Origin of the sequence: Arthrobacter sp. KBS0702 (assembly GCF_005937985.2) — a bacterium.
Classification (GTDB): domain Bacteria; phylum Actinomycetota; class Actinomycetes; order Actinomycetales; family Micrococcaceae; genus Arthrobacter.
The window spans coordinates 1,008,828-1,032,503 of the sequence record NZ_CP042172.1 but is presented as its reverse complement, the minus strand read 5'-3'; the positions used below and the strand labels follow the sequence as shown (position 1 = coordinate 1,032,503).

Sequence of the window (23,676 nt, the reverse complement as noted above, 5' to 3'; positions counted from 1 at the left end):
ACGAACGGTGTTCAGCAAGGGCGGAGGTCTGTCAGCGACCTTCAACGCCGGGCGGCCGGGCCGCCCCTCAGAAGGGAGATTCAGACCCAGTCGATTACGGAGACCAGCAGTCCGGCTGTCAAGGCCGGCGCTCTCCCTCGCCAAGGTATCGGATCGAGTTTAGCAGTGCCGGGCCCCGTCGCGAAAACGGGGCCCGGCCGGGCGGCTGCTACGCGTTGCCGTCGAAGAGGCTCGTCACGGAACCGTCGTCGAACACTTCACGGATCGCACGGGCGATCAGCGGCGCGATGGAGAGCACAGTGAGCTGCGGGAAGTGCTTGTTCGCGGAGATCGGCAGCGTGTTGGTGACCACGACTTCGCGGGCGCCCGACTCGGCGAGGCGCTGCGAGGCCGGGTCGGAGAACACCGCGTGGGTGGCGGCGATGATGACGTCCTTGGCGCCGGCGTTCTTGAGCACCTGGACGGCGCCGGAGATGGTTCCGCCGGTGTCGATCATGTCGTCGATCAGCACGCAGGTGCGGCCTTCGATCTGGCCGACGACGGTCTTGGAGACCGCCTGGTTGGGGACCGTGAGGTCGCGGCTCTTGTGCACGAAGGCCAGCGGAGCGCCGCCGAGGCGCTCGGCCCACTGTTCGGCGACCCGGACGCGGCCGGTGTCCGGGGAGACGACAGTGATGTTGTCCGAGCCCACCCGGGTGCGGATGTAGTCGGCGAGGAGCGGGATGGCCATCAGGTGGTCCACGGGGCCGTCGAAGAAGCCCTGGATCTGCGAGGTGTGCAGGTCCACGCTCATGATGCGGTCGGCGCCGGCGGTCTTGTACAGGTCGGCGACGAGGCGGGCCGAGATCGGCTCGCGGCCGCGTCCCTTTTTGTCCTGCCGGGCGTAGGGGTAGAACGGCGAAACCACGGTGATGCGCTTGGCGGAGGCCCGCTTGAGCGAATCGATCATGATCAGCTGCTCCATGAGCCAGTTGTTCAGCGGGGCCGGGTGCGCCTGGATAACGAAGGCGTCGGTGCCGCGGACGCTCTCGCCGGCCCGGACGTAGATCTCGCCGTTGGCGAAGTCGTAGGCGTCCAGCGGCAGCAGCTCGGTGCCCAGCTCCTTGGCGATCTCGCGCGCCAGCTCCGGGTGTGCGCGCCCGGCGGCAAGTACCAGCTTCTTCTCGCCGTGTGCCGTAATTTCGCTCATGATTGCTAGCCCTGTTCTGTCGATGCCGGAGTAGTGGAAGATGTCGGGGTGGCGGCGGCCGCCTCGGCCAGCGCGGCGGAGAGGGAGCCCGGCCGGTTTGCCGCGACCCAGCCTTCCGAGTTCCGCTGCTTGGCCACGGACAGTGCGAGGGCGCCCGCGGGCACGTCGCTGCGGATCACGGCGCCGGCGCCGCTGTACGCGCCGTCGCCGACCCGGACCGGGGCCACGAAGACGGTGTTGGAGCCGGTGCGGACGCCGGAACCGATCACCGTGCGGTGTTTCTTCTCGCCGTCGTAGTTGGCCGTGATGTTGCCGCAGCCGATGTTGGTGTCCTCGCCGATTTCCGCGTCGCCGGCGTAGCCGAGGTGGGAGAGCTTGGAGCCGCGGCCGATCGTGACGTTCTTCGTCTCGTAGAACGCGCCAATCTTGCCGGTTTCACCGAGGACGGTGCCGGGGCGCAGGTAGGTGAACGGGCCGACGCTGGCGTTCGCGCCGATGGTGGAGCCGGAGCCGTGGGTGCGGATCACCGTGGCGCCCTCCCCCACCTGGACGTCGGTCAGGGTCGTGTCGGGACCGACGACGGCGTCGCGCGCCACCGTCGTGGCGCCGTGCAGCTGGGTGTTCGGCAGCAGCCGGACGTCCTCGTCCAGCGTCACGGTGGCGTCGATCCAGGTGGTGGCGGGGTCGACGACGGTGACGCCGGCGCGCATCCAGGCCTCGACGGCGCGGCGGTTGTGCTCGGCGCCGAGGGCCGAGAGCTGGACGCGGTCGTTGGCGCCTTCGACCTGCCAGCGGTCTTCGGTGACGACGGCGGCGACCCGGCCGCCGGCGGCACGGGCCAGGGCGAGGACGTCGGTCAGGTACTTCTCACCCTGGGCATTGTCGGTGGTGACGTGGGCCAGCGAGTCCCGCAGCACGGCGGCGTCGAAGGCGTAGATGCCGGAGTTGATCTCCCGGATCCCGCGCTCGGCGTCACTGGCATCCTTGTGTTCGCGGATGCCGGTCACGGTGCCGTCGTCGGCGCGGAGGATGCGGCCGTAGCCGGTGGCGTCGTCGAGGACGGCGGTGAGGACGGTGACGGCATTGCCTTCCGCCTCGTGGGCGGCGACAAGCTCGGACAGCAGTTCGCCGGTGAGCAGGGGCACGTCGCCGTAGGTCACGACGACGGTGCCGCTGACCTGGGCCTGGGGATGCAGTGCGTCGAGAGCCTCGAGGGCGGCTTCGACGGCGCGCCCGGTGCCGGGCACCTCGTCCTGGTCAACGATAAGCGCCTTGGGGTCGAGCGCTGCGATGTGAGCGGCGACCTGGTCGCGTTCGTGCCGGACCACGAGGGCCAGTTCGCGCGGATGGAGGGCGCGGGCGGCGTTAAGCGCGTGGCCAACGAGGGAGCGTCCGCCGATTTCGTGGAGGATCTTGGGGGTACGGGATTTCATCCGGGTACCGGCACCTGCAGCTAGGACAATGACGGCGGCGGGGCCGGTGTTCTCGGGGCTCACGTACGGGCTCTCCTTGCTCAGTGGCCTGACTCAGTGCCGCTGCTCGGTGGATCTCGATTGGCCCGTGGACGACAGCCAGGTGGTCTACCTCGTTGCCGGCTCCGCGCGGCCGAGCCGGACCACATTCCGGTCGCGGCATCCTCTTCATCCTACTGGACTCCCGCCGGCACCAGCCCGCCGGGCCGGTTCCTCCGGCAGCGACCGCCCAAGGAAGTTCCGCCCATAGGACTCGAACCTATACTCCACGGCTCCAAAGGCCGGGGTGCTGCCATTACACCAGAGCGGACCGTGCCAGGGCGTCAAGCCTGTGGCACAAGAGACAATTCTGCCACGAAGGATGTTGCTCGTGCGACTCAGTGCCCGGGGACCTGCGGGCGGGTAAGGCATGATGGTGCTGTGAGCAAGAGCGCAGGCGTGTCCGGAGGGGCGGACCACTTCACCGGCAGGCCGGTGCGGTCCCCCGGCCACATCCCCAGGGCCCGGATGACCGGCCCCCAGCGCCGCACCCAGCTAATCGGCGTCGGCCGGAGCCTCTTCGCGCTCCGCGGGCTGGACGGCACCACCATCGAGGAAATTGCCTCCGCCGCGGGCGTTTCGAAGCCAGTGATCTACGAGCACTTCGGCTCCAAGGAGGGCCTTTACACCCAGGTCGTGGAGTACGAGTTCCGGATCCTGCTGGGCGCCATCAACGACGCCCTCTCCGCGGAAGCCAAGCCGCGCGTCCTGGTCGAACGGGCCGCCCTGGCGTTGCTGGGCTATATCGAGGACCGGACCGACGGTTTCCGGATCCTGATGCGCGACGCTCCGCCCTCGCAGCCCGAAGGCGCGTTCTCCACACTGCTCTCCCAGGTGACCGCACGGGTGGAGTACATTCTGGCCGACGAGTTCGCCCGCCGCGGGTTCAGTGCGGCCGACGGCGCCATGTACGCCCAGATGCTGGTGGGCATGGTCGCGATGACCGGGCAGTGGTGGCAGGACAGCCGCACGCCGGATAAACGCGAAGTGGCCGCGCACCTGGTGAACCTCGCCTGGAACGGCCTCACCGGCCTGAGCAAAGAACCTGAGCTCAAGACCGAGGACTGAGGGTTCGGGTCTGTCCTGAACCCGGCCGTCACCCAAGCCGTGCAGCGCCACCCGAGGGACATGCCCATTCCTGGCTGCGCGCAGTGGACATATACGCACTATGCCCATTCCTGAGCCTGGCCGCTGGACATGCCCCTCGGTCCTGGAGAGCGGGAAGGGACATGCTCATTCCTCGAAGTGCACACGGGACATGTCCAACCGGCCCCTCCGCGTCCACCCGAGGGACATGCCCATTCCTGGCTGCGGGCAGTGGACATATACGCACTATGCCCATCCCTGAGACTGGCCGCTGGACATGTCCCTTAGTCCTGGAGATCTGGAAAGGACATGCCCATCCCTTAGCCTGGCCGCTGGACATGTCCACGGGCCCGGAAGGGCGGCAGCGGGCATGCCCATTCCTGGCGCTGCGCACTGGACATGTCCTGCGGAACGGACCGCGGAGGGCTTATTCGCCGAGGACTTCGAGGGCTTCGAGCCATTCCAGTTCGAGGGCTTCGCGTTCGGCAGCGAGTTCCCGGAGTTTGGCGTTCAACGCCGCGAGCTCGTCGAACTTGCTGGCGTCGCCGGCCCCGGCGGTCATCTGGGCGTGGATTTTGTCTTCCTGCTGCTGCAGCTTGCCCAGCTGACGGTCGATCCGGTTCTTGGCCTTGCGGGCATCGCGTTTTTCGGCTTCCGAGGGGCCGGAGGCTGCCGGGGCGGAACTGCCGCTGGCGGCGGTGACCGGGTTGCCGCCGCCGGTGATCGTGGAGCCGGCCATCGCCGCCTCGCGCAGTTCCAGGTACTGGTCCACGCCGCGCGGCAGCGCGCGGATCTTGCCGTCGCCCAGGAGCGCCATCTGGTGATCCGTGACACGTTCGAGCAGGTAGCGGTCGTGGCTGACCACCACGAGCGTGCCCGGCCAGCCGTCCAGCACGTCTTCGACGGCGGCCAGGGTGTCGGTGTCAAGGTCGTTGGTGGGCTCGTCAAGCATGAGCACGTTGGGTTCCCCCACGAGCAGGCGCAGGAGCTGGAGCCGCCGGCGTTCGCCACCGGAGAGGTCCTTGACCGGGGTCCACTGTTTCTCGTTGGTGAACCCGAGCTGCTCCACCAGCTGGCCGGCGGTGAATTCCTTGCCGCCGACGTTGAAGGAGCGCTTTTCCCGCTCGATCACCTCGATCACGCGGAGGTCCGACACGTCGTCGAGCTCCTTGACCTCCTGGCTAAGGACGGCGGTGACCACGGTCTTGCCGCGCTTGACCTTGCCCGAGGTCGGCTGGATCTCGCCGTTGAGCAGCTTGAGCAGGGTGGTTTTGCCGGCGCCGTTGACGCCCACCAGGCCCAGCCGTTCGCCGGGCGCCAGCCGCAGGGTGATGTTGTCGAAGAGCTTCTGCCCGGCTGAGCCGCCGAGGAAGTCCAGCGAGACGTTTTCCAGATCCAGCACGTCCTTGCCGAGCCGGGCGGTGGCCATCTTGCTCAGCGCCGTCGAGTCGCGCGGCTCCGGGACGTCGGCGATCAGGGCGTTGGCCGCCTCGATCCGGAACTTGGGCTTGGCCGTGCGGGCCGGGGCGCCGCGGCGCAGCCAGGCCAGTTCCTTCTTGACGAGCTGCTGGCGCTTGCTTTCCATCACGGACGCCGACCGGTCGCGTTCGGCACGGGCCAGCACATAGGCGGCGTAGCCGCCGTCGAACGGGTCCATGATGCCGTCGTGGATTTCCCACGTCTTGTTGCAGACTTCATCGAGGAACCAGCGGTCGTGGGTGACCACGAGGAAGGCGCCCTGGTTGGGCCGCCAGCGCGTCTTAAGGTGCCGGGAGAGCCAGGCGACGCCTTCGACATCGAGGTGGTTGGTCGGCTCGTCGAGCATGATGACGTCGTGGTCCTCGATCAGCAGCTTGGCGAGCGCCACCCGCCGCTTCTGCCCGCCGGAGAGGGCATGGACGTTCGCGTGCCAGTCGACGTCGGACACGAGGCCGCCCATGACTTCGCGGATCTGGGGATTGCGCGCCCATTCATAGTCGGCCTGGTCGCCGACGATCGCGGCGCCGACGGTGAGGTCGCCGTCGAGCACGTCACTCTGGTCCAGGTATCCGATGTTGACCTCGCTGCGCTTGGTCACCCGGCCGGAGTCCGGGGTGGCGCGCATGGCGAGGAGCCGCATGAGGGTCGACTTGCCGTCGCCGTTGCGGCCCACCATGCCGATCCGGTCGCCCTCTTCAAGGCCGAGGGTAATGCCATCGAGGACGGTACGGGTTGCGTACGAGACCGTGAGGTTCTCGCCGCCGAGCAGGTGTGCCACGGGGAACTGCTTTCCTAGAGGTAATGGTCGAGCTAGAGGCGCTGTTGGCCTCGGGTGGTTCTGCCGTCGATGCGGCCAAAGCTATTAAAGGAGCGTATCGGAGATGATGCGGGCACCGTGCACCGGACCGTGGACGGCCATGGCGTCGAGGCCGTGATGCCGGAGTTCCCCGGCGAGCCCCTCCGCGGCGGCCGCACCGTGCGCCAGCAGCGCCACGGTGGGCCCCGACCCGGAGACGATGCCGGCGATCGCGCCGCAGGATTCGCCGAGTCCCAGTACGTCGCGCAGCCCGGGCGCCAGCTCAATCGAGGCGCGCTGCAGGTCGTTGACGAGGACACGGCTCAGCGCGTCCGCGTCGCCGCTGCGGAGGGCGGCAAGGACCCGCGGATCCACCGAGGTGGGCTCCTCGATCTCCACCCCTTCGGCGGCCCGCAACCGGTCCAGGGTGCGGAAGACCTCCGGAGTGGACAGGCCAAAGTCCGCGGTCACCAGAACCCAGTCGGTCTGTGCCTTGACCAGGGCCGGCGACAGCTCGTCGCCCACGCCCAGTCCGACGGCGGTGCCTCCCAGCAGCGAGAAAGGCACGTCCGCGCCGAGTTCGGCGGCCAGGTGGGCCAGCTCGTCGCGCGAGAGCCCACTGTCCCACAGGGCGTCGCAGGCCAGCAGGGTCGCCGCGGCATCGGCCGAGCCGCCGCCCATGCCGCCGGCAACCGGCACGCGTTTGGTGATCTCCAGGTGGACGCCGGTGGAGTGCTCCGAGACGTCGGTCATGATGGCCGCCGCCTTGTACGCGAGGTTGCGCTCGTCGAGCGGAATGTCGACGCCGTCAAGGTCCAGGGTGCTGGCCGGGCTGATGCTGACCGTGATCTCCCCGGTGTCCGTGCTGGTGGCCGCGACTTCTTCATAGAGCGAGACCGCCAGGTAGACGCTGGCGACCGAGTGGTAGCCGTCCGCGCGCAGCGGCCCGACATCCAGTGAGACGTTGACTTTGCCCGGTGCCTTGACCCGGACGGTCCTCGCGGAAAAGCGCCCTCTCACTGCGTTCATGGCTCCACGCTATGGCATGGCGGCCCGTGGCTCCAAGCAGGAGAGGCACTCCCGGGAAGGAACAGCACTAGCCGCGGCGGGGGCTCCCGCGGCCGCGGCTCCGGTCAGGACGACGGCTGGGCGTGCGCTTCGGCGATCCGGGCAAAGTCGGCAATGTCGAGGACTTCGCCGCGGGCACTGGGGTCCACACCGGCGGCCCGGAGGCAGCGCTCGGCCTCGACGGCGCTCCCGGCCCAGCCGGCCAGGGCGGCCCGGAGGGTCTTGCGCCGCTGCGCGAAGGCCGCGTCGATGACGGCGAAGACCGCTTCCCGGGTGGCGGTGGTGGCCGGCGGTTCCCGGCGGGTGAAGGCGACGAGCCCGGAGTGGATCTTGGGCGCCGGCCAGAAGACATTCATCCCGATCACGCCGGCCTTGCGCATACTGCTGTACCAGGCCGCCTTCACCGAGGGGACGCCGTAGGTCTTGGAGCCCGGGGGCGCCGCCAGCCGGTCGGCAACCTCGTCCTGGACCATGACCAAGCCGTGCTGCAGGCTCGGGAAGTACTGCAGCAGGTGCAGGACGACCGGGACGGCAACGTTGTAGGGCAGGTTGGCGACCAGCGCCGTCGGCTGCACCGGCAGTTCGGTGACTTTCATCGCGTCGGCGAGGACCAGGTGGAAGTTTTCCCCGGCCTCGGGGCGCCACCGGCTGACGGTGGCGGGGAGCTTGCCGGCCAGCACCGGGTCGATTTCGACGGCGACGACCGCCTTGGCGGCGTCCAACAGGCCCAGGGTCAGCGAGCCGAGACCGGGTCCGACCTCGAGGACCGATTCCTCCGCGCCGATGCCCGCGGCGGCGACGATGCGGCGGATGGTGTTTCCGTCGATGACGAAGTTCTGGCCCAGCGTCTTGGTGGGGCGGACCCCAATTTCCTCGGCCAGCCTGCGGATGTCGGTGGCGCCAAGGAGGGGCGCGGGAGTGCCTGCGGGCAGCTTCCCGGCAGGCTCGACGGCGGCGGAGGGGGTCGGTTCAGTCACCTAGGTATCCTATCCCGCGGCGGCAACGGCGAAGGCCGGCCCCGGGGTCCGGGACCGGCCTTCGACAGCCAGTTGAAGTCCTGCGCGGCGCAGGTCAGGCGCCGCGGGATTCCTTCGTGTGGTTCCTTAGCGGGACGCTGCCCAGCCGCAGCCCCAGGGCGACAGGCCGCGCTGGGCGTAGACCCGGTTGGCGATGTCGATCTGCTGGGCCTTGGTGGCCTGGCTGGCGTTCGGGGCGTAGGCGCCGCCGCCGGAGCCCACCCAGGTGCGGATGTCGAACTGCAGGCCGCCGTAGTAGCCGTTGCCGGTGTTGATGGACCAGTTGCCGCCGGACTCGCACTGGGCGATCTTGTCCCACATGGCTTCGTTCATCATCGCGGGGGCTGCGGCGCCGGTGTTCGCGGCTGCGGCGACGTCGGCCTTGGGCTTCTCCTTGGTGCCGACCGTGACCTTTTCGGTCACCGGCTGGAGGGTGATGTTCTGGGAAACGAGCGTCCGGGAGGCCTCGCGGCCGTCCACCAGCACCAGTTTGAAGCTCTTGCTGATGCTTCCGGCGGCGCCGGCCTGGGTGACCGTCTTCTCACCCTTGAGCATGGTCGCGTCTTCGGTGGTGAGGGTCTCGAACGGGATGGCCTCGGTGGAGTCCGCGGTCTTGGTGGCGTCCACCCGGGACACCTTGACGACCATGTTGTTGACGACGGGGGCATTGGCCGGCTGGGAGGTGCGGTCGCTGGCGCCGAGCTTGATGCCGGCGTCGGCGAGCAGGTTCCCGACGGTGGCCGCCGTCGTGGTGGTCTGGGTGGCCTTGCCGTCGGCGACGATGGTCACGGACTTCGGCGTCGAAATGCTGACGAAGGAGCCGGAGACGGCGAGCTGCGCGTCCTTGGGGGCGGAAACTTCCGAGGCGCTGGCGACGCCGAGTTCGCTCACCAGGGAGGCCACGGTGGGTGCGGTGGTGTTAATCGTCCGCTCCGCACCGTCCACGCTGACCTTCACGGCCTTGGCGAGGTTGACGTTGATGACGGATCCGTCCTGCACATGGGAGTCGGCCGAGGGCGAGACCTTGTCGGCGGACTGCAGCTCCACCTTGGCGGCCCGGACCACCTGGCCGACGGTGCCGCCGAACGTCTGGACGGAGCTCACTTTGCCGTCGACGTTCAGGGTGACCGTCTTGTTGTTGCCGACGAAGGCGACGAGGCCCAGCACCAGTGCCATGAGCACCACCAGCTGCGCGCCGACCTTGACGAAACTAACCTTGCCGTCCGATGTGAAGAACTTGACCACGATTGCCCATATCTTTTGGACCATCCGGGCACGGGGATAAGCGCACACGTTTCCCCGGCGCAAACACCCCCAGGGCAGCTCCGGACGGGTCCGGATATTTGCGGAAAACGCGAGCACCGCCACACCCCCAAACGAGAGCGCACACGTGGATTCTTTACCGCAGTGCGCGCCCGGAGGGAGTGAAATTATCCGAAGGCCTTCCCCGACCCCGGCTAATAGTTGACCACTGTAACCGTAGCGTTATAAACCAACCAAGATTTTGTGCATACTCGGTATGTTGCCACAGTGACGCCGGGGGCCAGATTTAGTCCCAGGAACCGTACGCCTGAAGCGTGTTTTCGGCCAACTGGGCACACAGCCCGGACAGCTCCCGGCCTGTCAATTCCGCCATCGCCCGGACCGTGTACGGAACCATGTAACTGGCGTTCGGCCTTCCCCGGTGCGGGTGCGGGGTCAGGAACGGGGCATCCGTCTCGACCAGCAGCCGGCCGGGTTCGGCGATGGCCAGCGCGGCGCGCAGGTTCGCCGCATTCTTGAACGTCACCGTGCCGGCGAAGGACATGTACCAGCCCTCGCTGTTGCAGGTGCGGGCCAGTTCCTCTCCGCCGGAGAAGCAATGGAAGACCACGCGCTGCGGCGGCCCCTCTTCGCGGAGCACCTGCACCACGTCCTCGTGCGCGTCGCGGTCATGGATCTGCAGCGTCAGGCCGAGCCGCTTGGCGATGTCGATGTGCCGGCGGAACGAGTACCGCTGCTGGACCAGCCCCTCCCCCTCGGTGCGGAAGAAATCGAGGCCGGTCTCCCCGATGGCCCGGATCCGCGGGTGGGCCGCGAGGGCCTCGATCTCAGCGAGGGCCTCCTCGAGTTCGCCGCGGGCGGCGTACGCGGGGGCGTCGTTGGGGTGCAGTGCGACGGCGCCCAGCAGCCGGGAGTCCTGCTCCACGGCCTGCACGGTGAAACGGGACGATTCCAGGTCGCAGCCCACCTGCACGGCGCCCCGGACCCCCACGGCCTCGGCGGCATCGAGGGCGTCCTTGATACTGACCGCCGGACCCCCACGGGACGAATCAGCGTCCGGGAAGTCCAGGTGCGTGTGGTTGTCCATGACCGGGAAGGGCAGGGGCTCCGGCGCGGGCGGGTACCCTTTCCGGCCGGAGGAACCGGTTCCGGAGGGACCGCCGTCGGCCGCGTCGCTGCCGGTCGCGCGGAAGGGGGCGGGAGTGAGCGGATTGCACATTCATCCAGCCTAGCCGCGGGGTGCTCGGAGAATTACCCGGAACTCTCTGTCTGCATCGTCAGTTGTGTTAGTACGCTGTTAGGAATACAGGCGTGCACGAGATGGGGTTCCCGGCAGACGCTGCCGCTCCGCCCGGGCCGCACCAGGGCTGAAAGGCTGCCGATGGACTACCACCGACGCACCTCCGTAGACGAAGCGCTGCCGGAACGGCAGGGCTTCCCGCACGATCCGGCTGCATCCGGGTCCACGGCCGGAAGCGCCTCCGGAACCGCGGCCGCCGGCGCCAGCGGCAACGGCAGCCGGAGGCAGTCGGGACCCACCCTGCCCGCGCCGATGGAAGCCGAGGCCTTCCACACCGCCAGCGAGCGCATCCTGCGCGCCATCAACACCGTGATCGACGGCAAGGCCGAGGCGGCAAAGCTGGCCCTGACCGTGCTCCTCGCCCAGGGCCACCTGCTGCTGGAGGACGTCCCGGGCGTGGGCAAGACCCTGCTGGCGAAGACCCTGGCCCGCACCATCGACTGTTCGGTCAGCCGGATCCAGTTCACTCCTGACCTGCTGCCCTCCGACGTCACCGGGGTCTCCATCTACAACCAGGCCTCACGGATGTTCGAGTTCCGGCCCGGCGCGGTGTTCGCGAACATCGTGATCGGCGATGAGATCAACCGCGCCTCCGCCAAGACCCAGTCCGCGCTGCTGGAGTGCATGGAGGAGCACCAGGTCACGGTGGACGGGAACTCCTACAAGCTCGACGAGCCGTTTATGGTGGTGGCCACCCAGAACCCGATCGAGATGGAGGGCACCTACCCGCTGCCGGAAGCACAGCGGGACCGCTTTATGGCCCGCATCTCGATGGGCTACCCGGACAAGGACTCCGAGATGGAGATGCTGGAGACCCATCAGGCCACGTCCCCCCTGGCCCGGGTGACGGCCGTGGTCACCGCCGACGAGGTGGCCGCCATGATCGCCACCGTCCAGCAGGTGTACGTGTCCCAGTCGATCAAGGAGTACACGGTCGCCCTGGGCCGTGCCACGAGGGAAAGCTCCATGCTCCGGCTGGGCGCCAGCCCCCGCTCCATGCTGCAGCTGCTGCGGGCCGCGAAGGCCACCGCCGCGCTGGAAGGCCGGGACTTTGTGCTGCCGGACGACGTCGTGAGCGTCGCCGAATCGGTGCTGGCGCACCGGATCATCCTGGACCGGAAGGCGGCCAGCACCGGCGAGACGCCGCAGAGCGTCATCCGGTCCATCCTCGCAAAGGTGCCGGTCGGGCAGGACACATCCGCGGCGTTGTCCCGGGCCGGCCGCGACAATGGACGGCCCCGCTCCGCCGCACAGCCCTCCGCGACCCCCACAAGCCGCTAGGGAGCTGGCGCAGCCGTGGCGTTGCTGGACCGGTTACCGAGGAACATCTTCAGCTCCCGTGGCTGGGGCCTGCTCGGGGCTGGGATCCTGTCCCTGCTGGCAGCCCAGGTGATGGGACGCCGCGACTTGCTGGCGCTGGCCCTGCTGCTGCTGGTCCTGCCGTTGCTCTCCCTTGCCGGGACCCGGGTGTTGAAGCCCCGGTTCCAGGTCTACCGGGAGTTCAACCCCTCCCCGGTGGAGACATCCGCTACCACCACGGTCCGGCTGGCGGTGGCGCGCACCGGCCCCGGCACCGGCCACGCCCTGATGGAGGAGCAGCTGCCCTCGCGGTTCGGGCAGTCTCCGGTCTTCCGTTTCCCGGCGCGGACGGCCACCGCGGGGTCCAGCCGTTACGAGTACCAGTTGCGGAGCGCGAAGCGCGGCCAGTTCCTGATCGGGCCGGTCACGGCCGAGTTCAGCGACCCGTTCGGACTCTCCGTGCACCGCCACGCGATCGACGCCGGCGACATCCTCACCGTCACCCCGGCCGCCGTCGAGCTCCCCGAAACCGGGCTGGCCGGCGCACGCGGCCACGACGGCGTCACGGCGACGCGGATCCGCGCCAATCCCAGCGACGACGACGTGATGACCCGCGAGTACCGGAACGGTGACCCGATGCGCCGGGTGCACTGGGCGGCGACGGCCCGCCACGGTTCGCTCATGGTCCGCCAGGAGGAATCCGTCACGACGCCGGAGGCCACGATCATCCTGGACCAGCGGTTCCTGGCCTACTCCCATGGCGCCGGCTACGTCGCCGGCGGCAGCGCGGCCGACGCGCACGAACTCGTCACCACCGACGCGTTCGAGTGGGCCGTTACAGCAGCCATGTCCATCAGCGCCCACCTGGGCGAGCGCAACTACGCGCTGCGCTGCCTGGACCCGGCCGGCGACCCGGCGTTCCTGCATTCCCCGTCGGCGCCCGAACCGGAAGCCGACGAATACTCCGGTGCCGGCGGCCTGCAGTCCATCGCGGAGAGCCTCGCGGCGATCCAGCTCACCGGGCCGCACCACCCGAGCGCCGACGCCGGTCCGCAGCCGTTCGACGACCGGCTGATGGACAAGCTCTCGGCCCACCGGCTCCGCGGGCCCATCCTCGCGATCCTGGGGCGGCTCTCGGCGGCCGAGGCGGGGGCCCTCGCCCCGGCGGCAGGGTTCGGCGCGAATGCCTTCGCCCTCGTCATCACCGACCGCGGAGCTGACACCGGCCCGGTCCTGGAAATCCTTCGCCGCGGCGGCTGGCACGCCGTGGCCGTCTCCGCGGCCACCCCGCTCCCGGCCGCCTGGTCGGCCTTCGACCAGGGCGGATCCCCGGGGCTCACGGCTGCTGCCGATGTGCGCCGCGGCGCGGGAGGCCGGCGATGACCCTGGCACCGCACCGCGGCCCGGCCGCCGGGAGCCCGGCCTCCGACGACGACCGGCGGGCCGCCCCGGCACCGGAAGGGGCCGCCCGGCGGGACCGGGCCGTCGTCGAGCCCTGGGCAATGGGGCTCGCCGTCGCGGTTGCGGTGGCAGGTGCGGCGCTGGGACTCAACGGTGTGCTGCGCGGGTGGGCTTGGTATCCGGCCGTGCTCACCACGGTCTTCACCGTGGCGATGACGATGGCGGGGCTCCGGGCCCTGCGGCTGCGCGGGGTCCTGGTCGGCGCCGGCGGCTTCCTGGCGCTGGCCCTGGTGCTCACGTTCACCTTCTTCCGGCAGCACAGCATCGCCGGTTTCATCCCCTCCGGCGACACCCTGGTCCAGCTGCAGCGTTACCTGCGGCGTGCCAGCGAGACCGTCCTGGCCGAGAGCACGCCGGTGGCGCCCAACGCCGGCATCGTGCTGCTGATCTGCGGAGTGCTGGGCCTGCTCGTGATCCTGGTCGACGCGCTCGCCCTGCCGCTCTCGCTGCCGGCAACCAGCGGGCTCGGGATCCTGGCCATCCTGGTGGTCCCGGCCATGGTCAAGCCGCAGAGCGTCGGCTGGCTGGGTTTCACCGGGGCAGCCGTCGGCTACCTGATGATCCTTGCCTGCAGCAACTGGTTCCATCCGGGCTCCGGAGCCCGGGCGGACACGGCGCACAACCCGGGCCAGCTGAAACGCGCCACCCTGACCGGGGCCATGGCGCTGGCCCTCACACTCCTGCTCCAGCTGGTGGTCCCGGGCTTCGACCAGGGCACCTTCCCGCAGGGCTCCCGGCTGAACCCCTGGGGCACCGCCAACGGGCTGAATCCGATGATCAGCCTGGGCAACAGCCTGCGCAGCCCCACCGGCACCGGCCGGATCACGTACGCCACCAACGCCGCGACGGCGCCCTACCTGCGCTCGGTCACCGTGGACGGCTTCGACGGCGATTCCTGGTCGCCCGACGACCGCGACGCCAGCCGCAGGCTGGGCACCGGGAGGATCGACCCGGGAGTCGATTCGACCGTCGAAGAGCAGGTCCGGGTGGTCACGGCCGTCAACACCGGCCAGTTCACCAGCCCCTACCTGCCGGTGCCCTACGCGCCCGAGGCGGTCAACGGGCTGACCGGCCGGTGGACCTGGGACCCGGCCACCCTGAGCATCAAGGGCGTGGACCTGAACTCCCGCAACCAGCAGTACGTGGTGATGTCCGTGGCGCCGAAGCTGTCGGCGGCAACGCTGGCGCAGGCATCCGCCCCGGCGCGCGGCATTCCGGACATCTTCACCCGGATCCCCGGCAACGTCCCACAGATTGTGCGCCAGACCGCCGATGCGGTCACGGCCGGGAGCAGCACCGGCTACGCCAAGGCAATGGCGATCCAGAAGTACCTGCGATCCGTGGAGTTCCGCTACTCGCTCCAGTCCCCCGTCCAGGGCGGCTACGACGGGAACGGGCTGTCCGTACTGTCGGACTTCCTGGCCCAGAAGAGCGGCTACTGCATCCACTTCGCCTCGGCCATGGCCGTGATGGCGCGGCTGGAAGGGATCCCAAGCCGGGTCGCCGTCGGCTACGCACCGGGCCGGCCCACCGGGGCCACGGTGTCGATCCCAGGCCAGGGGGCGCTGCCCGAGTACGAGGTTGATGCCCGCGACGCGCACGCCTGGCCCGAGCTCTACTTCCAGGGCGTCGGCTGGGTGGCATTCGAGCCGACGCCGTCCCGCGGTGTGGTGCCGGCCTACGCCGTCGAGCCGGCCGCGCCCAGCGGCGCCAGCACCAACCAAAACAATGACGGCCTGATCCCCAAGGACGACCCGAAGCCGAGCGCGGCGCCGGCGCCCGCCCCGCTTCCGCTGCCCGGCCCCGGCGGCGAGGCCGGGTCCGGCAACCGGCTGATCCCGCTGCTGTACGGGACCGGCGGCGTGCTGCTGGTGCTTCTGCTGCTGGCAACCCCGGCACTGGCGCGCGGTGGCCTCCGGCGGCGCCGGCTGAAGCTGGCCGGAGCCGGCCAATCCGGGGCCGCGGCGCCGGCCTGGGCCGAGCTGCTGGACCTGGCCACAGACTTCCGCGTTCCGCCGCGGGACAGCGAATCCCCGCGGCACTTCGCCGCACGGCTGCGCGGGTCCTCGGCCCTGGGCGGCCCGGTGGTGGGCCCGGACGCGCTGGGCGGCCCGGTGGTGGGCCCGGACGCGCCGGGCGGCGCTGAGGCGGGGGCACAGGCCGCCGTGGCGGAGCTGACCTCTGACTTTGAACGCCAGCAGTACGGCCGGCCCGATGCCGGTACGCCGGCCGGCGGCGCCTCCGCGGACCGGATCGCCGCGGTCCGGGATGCCCTGCGGGAGAACGCGTCGTGGTGGACCCGGCTGCGCGCCACCTGGCTGCCGCCCTCACTGCTGGCACACTGGCGAAGCCGGGCGTCGAGGCCGCTGCACGCGGCCTCGGGCCCGGCGAAGAGCGCCGGCCGGGTCGCCGCGGAGTCCTGGTCCAGGATCCGCGACGCCGCCCGCAGGCTCCGCCGCGGCTAGCCGGCGTAGGGGTCGGCGATGCCGATGTACTGGGTGTAGAGGTACTCCTCGATGCCTTCGAGGCCGCCCTCGCGCCCGAGCCCGGACTGCTTGACGCCGCCGAACGGGGCGGCCGCGTTGGACACCACGCCCGCGTTCAGGCCCAGCATGCCCGTCTCGAGCCTCTCGCCCATCCGGATGCCCCGGTTCAGGTCCCGGGTGAAGACGTAGGCCACGAGGCCGTATTCGGTGTTGTTCGCGAGCCGGACGGCTTCGTCCTCGGTGTCGAAGGTGATGATCGGGGCGACCGGGCCGAAGATTTCCTCGGACAGGATCCGGGTGCCCTCGGTGACGCCGGTGAGGATCGTGGGCTGGTAGAAGTAGCCGGGGCCTTCGACGGCGGAGCCGCCCAGCACGGCAACCGCACCGGCGGACACCGCGTCGGTAACGAGTTCGTGGACCTTGTCGCGGCTCTTCGCGTCGATCAGCGGGCCGACCTTGGATTCCGCTTCGGTGCCGCGGGCCGTCGTCATCTCTGCCATCTTCGCGGCGAACTTCTCCGCGAATTCGTCGGCGACGGACTCGTGCACGATGAACCGGTTGGCCGCGGTGCAGGCCTCACCCATGTTGCGCAGCTTCGCCAGCATCGCCCCGGCCACGGCAGCGTCGACGTCGGCGTCCTCGAACACCACGAACGGGGCGTTGCCGCCGAGCTCCATCGAGGTCCGCAGCACCGTCTCGGAGGCGTCCGCGAGCAGCCGCCGGCCGACCTCGGTGGAACCGGTGAAGGAGAGCTTGCGGAGCCGGGAGTCCTTGATCAGCGGGCCGGTGGTGGCGCCGGCGGTCGAGGTGGGGATCACGTTCAGCACACCGGCGGGGAGGCCGGCTTCGAGCATGACGGCGGCGAAGAGCTGCGAGGTCAGCGGCGTGAGGTTCGCGGACTTCAGCACCATGGTGCAGCCGGCCGCGACGGCGGGGGCGATCTTGCGGGTGGCCATGGCCAGCGGGAAGTTCCACGGCGTGATCAGCAGGCAGGGGCCCACCGGCTTCTTGGTCACCAGCAGCCGGGTCTTGCCGTCCGGGGAGACGGAGTAGCGCCCGAAGGCACGGACGGCTTCCTCGGAGAACCAGCGGAGGAATTCCGCGCCGTAGGTGACCTCGCCACGGGCCTCGGCCAGCGGCTTGCCCATCTCCAGGGTCATCAGCAGCGCGAAGTCATCGGCCCGTTCAGTGACGAGGTCGAAGGCGCGGCGCAGGATTTCGCCGCGCTCCCGGGGCGGGACCTTGGCCCAGGACTCCTGCGCGGCGGCGGCGGCGTCGAGGGCGGCGGCGCCGTCCTCGGGACCGGCATCGGCCAGGCTCAGCAGCACCTTGCCGGTGGCGGGGTCCTCGACGTCGAACGTCTTGCCGGATGCGGCCGGACGCCACTGTCCGTCAATCAGCAGGCCGGTCGGCACGGAGGCCAGCAGTGCGGCTTCGCGCTCCGCGGTAACGGTGGGCTGGGCAGTTACAGTCACAATGACTCCCTCGTCAGCAATGGGTTCGGAAATTTCTGATCGGCCCCGCGGCGGCTTGGCGCCGCGGGCCCCGGACTACTGCCACGGTACTGCCGGATTCTCCGGAGTGTCTACGCATCCGCGCACTAGTCCACGCGGGTTTCGCTGTGCAGCTGCACAAGGGCGGCCGCAGCCCGGGGCAGGGCCGGCGGCAGGGGTGTCAGCGTGCGGCGAGCACGGCCGAATAAAGTTCGCGTTTGCTGACCTTCGCGTCCTCGGCGACGGCCGCGACCGCCTCCTTCAGCCGGATGCCCTGGGCAATGAGCGCGTTGACGGCGGCGACCTGGTCCTCCGGTTTGCCCGGCTCCCGTTCCGGAGCGCCTCCCACCACGACGGCGATCTCGCCGCGGACCTCGTTGTTCTCGGCCCATTCGAGGAGTTCGTGGACGTTTCCGCGGATGACCTCTTCGTAGGTTTTGGTCAGTTCCCGGCAGACGGCCGCCCGCCGCTCGGCCCCGAAGCGTTCGTGCAGGGCTCGGAGCATGGGCTCCAGCCGGTGCGGCGCCTCGAAGAAGACCATGGTGCGCCGTTCGGAGTCGAGGTCCGCGAGCCGGGAGGCCCGTTCGCCGGCCTTGCGCGGCAGGAAGCCTTCGAAGCAGAAGCGGTCCGTCGGCAGCCCGGAGAGGGCGAGCGCGGTCAGCACGGCCGAGGGCCCGGGCACGGCCGTGACGGTGAGCCCGGCGGCGACGGCGCCCTCCACCAGGCGGAAGCCGGGATCCGAGACCGAGGGCATGCCAGCGTCGGTCACCATGACCAGGGTCTTCCCGGACCGCACCTGGTCCAGGAGTTCGCCGGTCTTGGCGGCCTCATTGTGTTCGTGGTAGCTGATCACCCGGCCGGCCACGGTGATGCCGAGGCTTTGTACCAGCCGGTGCAGCCGCCGGGTGTCCTCGGCGGCCACGATGTCCGCTGTCTCCAGGAGTCCGATCAGCCGGGCGGAGGCATCCCCGACATTGCCGATCGGCGTGGCGGCCAGCACGATCCGGCCCGGACCGGCGGCCGTCCCCGCTGTCGGAACAGCGTCGGCGGGGGCAGGGGACGGGGAACTGCTTTGCTCGGGATCCACACCACCAGCCTACTGCCGGCGGGCGCGCGGGACCGACGATTCCCTGCCGCGAACGGTAGCATGGGCAACGTGACGCAGACCCCCATGCGGCCTGCCGAGGCCGGTTCAGCCGCATCGGCGCCCGACGATGCCAGCCCAGACCGTACCCGCCACGCCGGAAGTCCGGGGCCGGCCGGGACCCCCCGCAACCTTGAGGGCCACCGCTGGATCAGCCGGCCCGACGACGCATTCACCGTCGAAGCCCTCACGCAGCGGCTGATCGGCAACATCCGCAGCTGGCGGGACTACCCGGCCTCGCTGCGCCTGTGGTTCTGGCTCATCCCCGCACTGACCGCGGTGCTCGGCGGGATCCTGCGCTTCGTGCGGCTGGACGACCCGCACAACCTGGTCTTCGACGAAACCTACTACGTCAAGGACGGCTATTCGTTCCTGGTCAGCGGTTACGAGCGGGCGTGGCCGGACAAGGCCAACGACGCCTTCATCGCGGGCAACCCCGGCGTGCTGCTGGAGAGTCCGGAGTACGTGGTCCATCCGCCGGTAGGCAAGTGGATGATCGCCGCCGGCATGTGGCTGTTCGGGCCGGAGAGCTCGTTCGGCTGGCGTTTCGGCGCCGCCCTGACCGGCACCCTGTCCATTTTCCTGCTTGCCCTCATCGCGCAGAAGATGTTCCGCTCGCTCACCCTGGGCGCGGTGGCCGGCGTGCTGCTGGCGGTCGACGGCCACCACCTCGTGATGTCCCGCACCTCGCTGCTGGACATCTTCCTGATGTTCTGGGTCCTTGCCGCCTTCGGCGCGCTGCTGATGGACCGCGACGACGGCCGGCGCCGGCTCGCGGCGCGGCTCGGCCGGCAGGCCGCGGCCTCCCCCGGCGGGGTGCCCTCCCGGTTGCAGCTCGCCGCCGGCCCGTGGCTGGGAATCCGCTGGTGGCGTCTGGCTGCCGGTGTCTGCCTGGGCCTGGCCGTCGGCACCAAATGGTCCGCCCTGTTCTTTATGGCCGGCTTCGGGCTGCTGACGGTCCTCTGGGACCTCAGCGCCCGCCGGATCGCGGGCGTCCACGGCTGGATCACCGGGGGCATCCTCAAAGACGGCATCCCCGCCTTCCTCAGCATCGTCCCCGTCGCGGCCCTGGTCTACACGGCCACCTGGACCGGCTGGTTCCGCTCCAGCAACGCGTACTTCCGTCACTGGGCCGAGACCAACCCTTCGGCGGAGTGGGGCTGGCTTCCGGATTCGCTCCGCTCGCTGGCGCACTACCACCTGGAGGCGTACAAGTTCCACCAGGGCCTGACCGCGGACCACCCGTACGAGGCGAGCGCCTGGAGCTGGCTGGTGCTGGGCCGGCCGACGTCGTTCTTCTACGAGTCGCCCAAGCAGGGAACGGACGGCTGTGAACTGCCCAGCTGCACCTCTGCCATCCTCTCGGTCGGCAATCCGCTGATCTGGTGGAGCGCGGCCATTTGCCTCGTGGTGCTGCTGTTCTGGTGGGCCGGCCGCCGCGACTGGCGTGCCGGGGCCATCCTGGCCGCAGTGGGCGCCGGCTACCTGCCCTGGTTCCTGTACCCCGAACGCACCATGTTCTTCTTCTATGCGGTGTCCTTCGAACCGTTCCTGGTGCTGGCACTCACCTATTGCCTGGGACTGGTGCTGGGCCGGCGCACGGACCCGCTCTGGCGGCGCCGCTCCGGCCTGTTCCTCGTGGCGCTGTTCGTCGTGGCCGCCGTGCTGCTCTCGGCATTCTTCTACCCGGTGTGGACCGCGGAGCTGATTTCCTACCAGGACTGGCGGTTACGCATGTGGATGCCGTCCTGGATCTAGGGCAGGATTACTAACGGAGTCCGGGGCCGCCGGGCCACGGACCGGAACGGGAGACGTGGGTTGTGAGAGAAGCTAGCACCGGGCTGCTCGTTGAGCTGGACCCGGAAAGCAATGTGACGGACCTGCTGCTCGAGCAGCACGCCAAGGACCCCGTGCACGCGCTCTACTCCCGCAAGGGGCCCTCCGGCTGGACCGACATCCCGGCCCAGCAGTTCCTGGACCAGATCCGGGCCCTCGCCAAGGGCCTGATCGCCGGCGGCCTGGCCCCGGGTGAGACGGTGGCCGTCATGTCCGCCACCCGCTACGAGTGGACCGTCGTGGACTTCGCCATCTGGTTCGCCGGCGGCGTCACGGTCCCCGTTTACGAAACCTCCTCCGCCAGCCAGGTCGAATGGATCCTGCACGACTCCGGCGCCCGGCGCGTCTTCGTTGAAAACCAGGAGAAGGCCGCCCTGGTCCAAGGCGTCCTGGACGGCTCGGGCCTGCTGGGCGACCGGCTGCTCGGCGTCGTCCGGATGGACTACGACGGCGCCGCGCCGAACCTCGCCAGCCTCGCCGCCGCCGGCTCGGGCGTCAGCGACGCCGAGCTGGAGCGGCAGCGCTCCGCGGCCGGCCTCGCCGACGTCGCCTCACTCGTCTACACCTCGGGCACCACGGGCCGGCCCAAGGGCTGCGAAATCACCCACGGCAACTTCGCCCTCGTGGCCAAGAACATCGTCCTGTTCCTGCCCGAAATCCTGCTGCAGCCCCACACCCGGACGCTGATGTTCCTCCCGCTGGCCCACGTCCTCGCCCGAGCCGTCCAGGTGATTTGCCTCAGCGCAGGCACCACGCTGGGCCACACCTCCAACGCCAAGGAACTCCTGGAGGACCTCGGCACGTTCAAGCCGACCTTCCTGCTCGTGGTGCCCCGGATCTTCGAAAAGGTCTACGCCGGCGCCGCGCACAAGGCCGCGCTGGCCGGCAAGGACCGGCTCTTCGAGACGGCTGCCGCCGTCGCCGTCGAATATTCCAAAGCGCTCGACGCCGCCGCCCGCGGTGCCGGCGCCGGCCCCGGCTGGGTCCTGCGCGCCAAGCACGGCGTCTTCGACCGGTTGCTGTACCCGAAGCTGCGGCAGGCGTTCGGCGGCCGCCTGGGGTACACGGTCTCCGGGGCGAGTCCGCTGAGTGACCACGACGCGCACTTCTTCCGAGGCGCCGGCATCCCCGTGCTCGAAGGCTATGGTCTGACCGAAACGACGGCGCCCTGCACGGCCAACACCCCCACCCGCACCCGGGTGGGGACCGTGGGGATCCCCGTGCCGGGCACCACCATCAGGATCGCCGACGACGGCGAGATCCTGGTCAAGGGCATCGGTGTCTTCAAGGGCTACCACGCAAACGAGGCGGCCAACGCCGAGGCGTTCGTCGACGGATTCTTCCGCACCGGCGACCTGGGTTCCCTGGACGCGGACGGCTTCCTGACCATCACGGGGCGCAAGAAGGACCTGCTGGTCACCGCGGGCGGCAAAAACGTCGCCCCGGGGCCGCTGGAGGAGAAGATCCGCGAACACCAGCTGGTGGCGCAGGCCGTAGTGGTCGGTGACGGGCGGCCGTTTGTCTCCGCCCTGGTCAACCTGGACCCGGAAGGCCTGGAGAACTGGTGCGCGGCGCAGCGGGTTCCCGCCATGGGGACAGCGGAAGCGGCAGTCAGCGAGCAGGTCCGTGCCGCCATCCAGGCCGCCGTCGACGAGGCCAACACGCTGGTGTCCAAGGCGGAGTCGATCCGTGCCTTCGTGGTCCTGGATGCCGACTTCACGGTCGAGTCCGGGCACCTGACGCCGTCCCTGAAGCTCAAGCGCTCCGCCGTCGTGCGCGACTTCGAGGCGCAGATCAACCGGATCTACGGCTAGCGCCGCGGCGCCCGGTCCGTCGGACGCAAAAGCGGCCGGCACCTGTGGGTGCCGGCCGCTTTGCTGGCGGTACTCCTAGGACGTCCTGTCGCGGGCCGCCGGTGCCCCGCCGCGGTCTGCGGCGGGCGCATCGCCGCCGTCGGCGTTGTGAACCGCACCGGTGTCGCGGACGGCGCCGGTGTCCCGTCCGGTGTCCGCGTCGTGGCCGGCCGGGGTTTCTGTCCGGCCGTTCCGTCGCTTGAAGCGGCGGCCCTTGAGCTCAGCGGGGTCCACGGCGCCGGCCTCGTCCTCGCCGGATTCGCTCTCCCGGGCGGCGGCCCGCGGCGGCAGCCCGCGGCGTTTGCGGGTGGGCCAGGTGAGGACCAGGGTGAGCAGGGCAGCCAGCAGCACCAGGGCGCCGATCACAATGCCGGAGTCCACCCAGAACTGACCCGGGAACAGCCGGATCAGGGTGTCCTGCAGCGAGAACGTCCAGGTTCCGTTGGCGAAGAAGACGCGGTGGAACTCGGTGAAGAACTGCTCCCAGCCCAACGCCGCGAGCACGCCCAGGCCAATGATGATCACCAGGGTGGCGATGGAACCGGCGAACAGGCCGCGGCGGACGCCTCCGGTGCTGCGGCGGCGCAGGTAGAGGATGGCGACCAGGCCGAACAGGGCAAGCAGGGCGCCCGCCCCGAACGCGGAGAGGATAACGAGCTTGACGTCGGCCATGTGGCTGACTTCGCCGTCCTTGAACAGCTTCTCCCCGGCACGGTTGACGAGCTCGCCGAGATAGCGCGGGCCGGACCAGTTGCTCAGGTAATCCACGGCGTAGGACCCGTAGGTCATCCGGTCGTCGGTGCTGAAGCCGTAGCCGTCGCCCGGGAAGCCCGGACGGTTGTACTCCACCCAGAGGAACAGGGGGCTGGTCACGGCACGCACGGCCAGGACCAGCAGGATGACCGGGTAGCAGACCGCGAGCAGGACCTGCATGACCCGGGGGGCCACCGGCTTCGCGTTGGCGGCGTGCTCGCGTTCGGCGTTGCGGCGCTCCACCTCTTCCCGGGGCGGCCGGACCTGCAGCGCGGAAGTGGGCAGCGACTCGTGGAAGCCTTCGTCCGTGGACCGGCGGCCGCTTGCCTCGGTGGAGGCGGCCAGGCCCGTGCCCGCGGCAGAGCCTGTGCCTTCGGCGGGGCCCGTGCCGGCGGGGCCCGTGCCTTCGGCTGCGGCCTTCCGCTCGGCGCGGCGGCCCTGGCGTTCGCCGGCGGCGGGGGCTCCGGACGCATCGCCGGCGTCAGGCGTCGCGGCGCCCCGGCCGGCGCCGGCGGTGCTGTCGGCCCGCTGGCCCGCTGCCGCCGGCTTCATCCACTCGAAGGCGGGCTCGTCGGCGTCCTCGGCCGGATCCAGGGGCGGATCCTGCCGATTCGGAGGGGTGGGACTCTGTTCAGTCACTGCT

16 protein-coding genes and 1 tRNA gene are annotated in these 23,676 nt (G+C 70.0%); 6 read left to right on the top strand and 11 right to left on the bottom strand.

Annotated features, from left to right (window positions below; translation table 11 throughout):
- Positions 1-208 precede the first annotated feature (208 nt).
- The 3 genes from FFF93_RS04740 to FFF93_RS04730 form a co-directional block, all read right to left on the bottom strand.
- On the bottom strand, positions 209-1,189 hold the full coding sequence (locus tag FFF93_RS04740) for a ribose-phosphate diphosphokinase (RefSeq protein ID WP_138769945.1): 981 nt from the start codon (positions 1,187-1,189) through the stop codon (positions 209-211).
- Between the two features lie 5 nt (positions 1,190-1,194).
- The gene (gene glmU / locus FFF93_RS04735) at positions 1,195-2,685 is read right to left on the bottom strand and encodes a bifunctional UDP-N-acetylglucosamine diphosphorylase/glucosamine-1-phosphate N-acetyltransferase GlmU (protein WP_138769946.1); all 1,491 of its coding nucleotides are present in this window, start codon (positions 2,683-2,685) and stop codon (positions 1,195-1,197) included.
- Positions 2,686-2,899: 214 nt separating this feature from the next.
- Positions 2,900-2,971: transfer RNA gene (locus tag FFF93_RS04730), tRNA-Gln, on the bottom strand.
- A 197-nt stretch (positions 2,972-3,168) separates the two neighbouring features.
- Here FFF93_RS04730 and FFF93_RS04725 point away from each other — a divergent pair.
- The gene (locus FFF93_RS04725; RefSeq protein WP_138770536.1) at positions 3,169-3,768 is read left to right on the top strand and encodes a TetR/AcrR family transcriptional regulator; all 600 of its coding nucleotides are present in this window, start codon (positions 3,169-3,171) and stop codon (positions 3,766-3,768) included.
- Positions 3,769-4,213: 445 nt separating this feature from the next.
- Here FFF93_RS04725 and FFF93_RS04720 read toward each other — a convergent pair whose 3' ends face one another.
- From FFF93_RS04720 to FFF93_RS04700, 5 genes are all read right to left on the bottom strand, one after another.
- A complete protein-coding gene (locus FFF93_RS04720; RefSeq protein ID WP_138769947.1) occupies positions 4,214-6,043 on the bottom strand; it encodes an ABC-F family ATP-binding cassette domain-containing protein in 1,830 nt (609 codons plus the stop codon).
- Positions 6,044-6,127: 84 nt separating this feature from the next.
- Positions 6,128-7,090, bottom strand: coding sequence for a 4-(cytidine 5'-diphospho)-2-C-methyl-D-erythritol kinase (locus FFF93_RS04715; protein WP_138769948.1), 963 nt, complete (start codon positions 7,088-7,090; stop codon positions 6,128-6,130).
- Positions 7,091-7,194: 104 nt separating this feature from the next.
- Positions 7,195-8,061 (bottom strand): 16S rRNA (adenine(1518)-N(6)/adenine(1519)-N(6))-dimethyltransferase RsmA, encoded by an 867-nt coding sequence (rsmA, locus tag FFF93_RS04710; protein ID WP_138770537.1) that lies wholly within the window; start codon positions 8,059-8,061, stop codon positions 7,195-7,197.
- Between the two features lie 171 nt (positions 8,062-8,232).
- Positions 8,233-9,414 carry a resuscitation-promoting factor gene (locus FFF93_RS04705; RefSeq protein ID WP_261375296.1) on the bottom strand — a complete coding sequence of 394 codons (1,182 nt, stop codon included), beginning with the start codon at positions 9,412-9,414 and terminating at the stop codon, positions 8,233-8,235.
- 280 nt (positions 9,415-9,694) lie between these two features.
- On the bottom strand, positions 9,695-10,627 hold the full coding sequence (locus FFF93_RS04700) for a TatD family hydrolase (protein WP_138769949.1): 933 nt from the start codon (positions 10,625-10,627) through the stop codon (positions 9,695-9,697).
- A 162-nt stretch (positions 10,628-10,789) separates the two neighbouring features.
- Here FFF93_RS04700 and FFF93_RS04695 point away from each other — a divergent pair, with 162 nt between their 5' ends.
- Genes FFF93_RS04695 through FFF93_RS04685 form a run of 3 tightly spaced genes read left to right on the top strand, consistent with a single transcriptional unit; the run spans position 10,790 to position 15,933 of the window.
- Complete coding sequence (locus FFF93_RS04695; RefSeq protein ID WP_138769950.1) at positions 10,790-11,989, top strand: MoxR family ATPase; 1,200 nt, start codon at positions 10,790-10,792, stop codon at positions 11,987-11,989.
- A gap of 15 nt (positions 11,990-12,004) precedes the next feature.
- Positions 12,005-13,390, top strand: coding sequence for a DUF58 domain-containing protein (locus tag FFF93_RS04690; protein WP_138769951.1), 1,386 nt, complete (start codon positions 12,005-12,007; stop codon positions 13,388-13,390).
- Positions 13,387-15,933, top strand: a complete 2,547-nt coding sequence (locus tag FFF93_RS04685) for a DUF3488 and transglutaminase-like domain-containing protein (RefSeq protein WP_138769952.1) — start codon at positions 13,387-13,389, stop codon at positions 15,931-15,933. Before FFF93_RS04690 ends, FFF93_RS04685 begins: the two co-directional genes overlap by 4 nt.
- Here the strand turns inward: FFF93_RS04685 and FFF93_RS04680 are convergent.
- Both FFF93_RS04680 and rsmI read right to left on the bottom strand, forming a co-directional pair.
- Complete coding sequence (locus FFF93_RS04680; RefSeq protein WP_138769953.1) at positions 15,930-17,429, bottom strand: NAD-dependent succinate-semialdehyde dehydrogenase; 1,500 nt, start codon at positions 17,427-17,429, stop codon at positions 15,930-15,932. The genes FFF93_RS04685 and FFF93_RS04680 overlap by 4 nt on opposite strands.
- 199 nt (positions 17,430-17,628) lie before the next feature.
- The gene (gene rsmI, locus FFF93_RS04675) at positions 17,629-18,534 is read right to left on the bottom strand and encodes a 16S rRNA (cytidine(1402)-2'-O)-methyltransferase (protein WP_138769954.1); all 906 of its coding nucleotides are present in this window, start codon (positions 18,532-18,534) and stop codon (positions 17,629-17,631) included.
- A 60-nt stretch (positions 18,535-18,594) separates the two neighbouring features.
- On the opposite strand from rsmI, the gene FFF93_RS04670 reads away from it, so the two are divergent.
- The gene (locus FFF93_RS04670) at positions 18,595-20,349 is read left to right on the top strand and encodes a dolichyl-phosphate-mannose--protein mannosyltransferase (protein WP_138769955.1); all 1,755 of its coding nucleotides are present in this window, start codon (positions 18,595-18,597) and stop codon (positions 20,347-20,349) included.
- Positions 20,350-20,411: 62 nt separating this feature from the next.
- On the top strand, positions 20,412-22,241 hold the full coding sequence (locus tag FFF93_RS04665) for a long-chain fatty acid--CoA ligase (protein WP_138769956.1): 1,830 nt from the start codon (positions 20,412-20,414) through the stop codon (positions 22,239-22,241).
- A 75-nt stretch (positions 22,242-22,316) separates the two neighbouring features.
- On the opposite strand, the gene FFF93_RS04660 is transcribed toward FFF93_RS04665, so the two are convergent.
- A complete protein-coding gene (locus tag FFF93_RS04660) occupies positions 22,317-23,672 on the bottom strand; it encodes a TIGR01906 family membrane protein (protein WP_138769957.1) in 1,356 nt (451 codons plus the stop codon).
- Positions 23,673-23,676 lie beyond the last annotated feature (4 nt).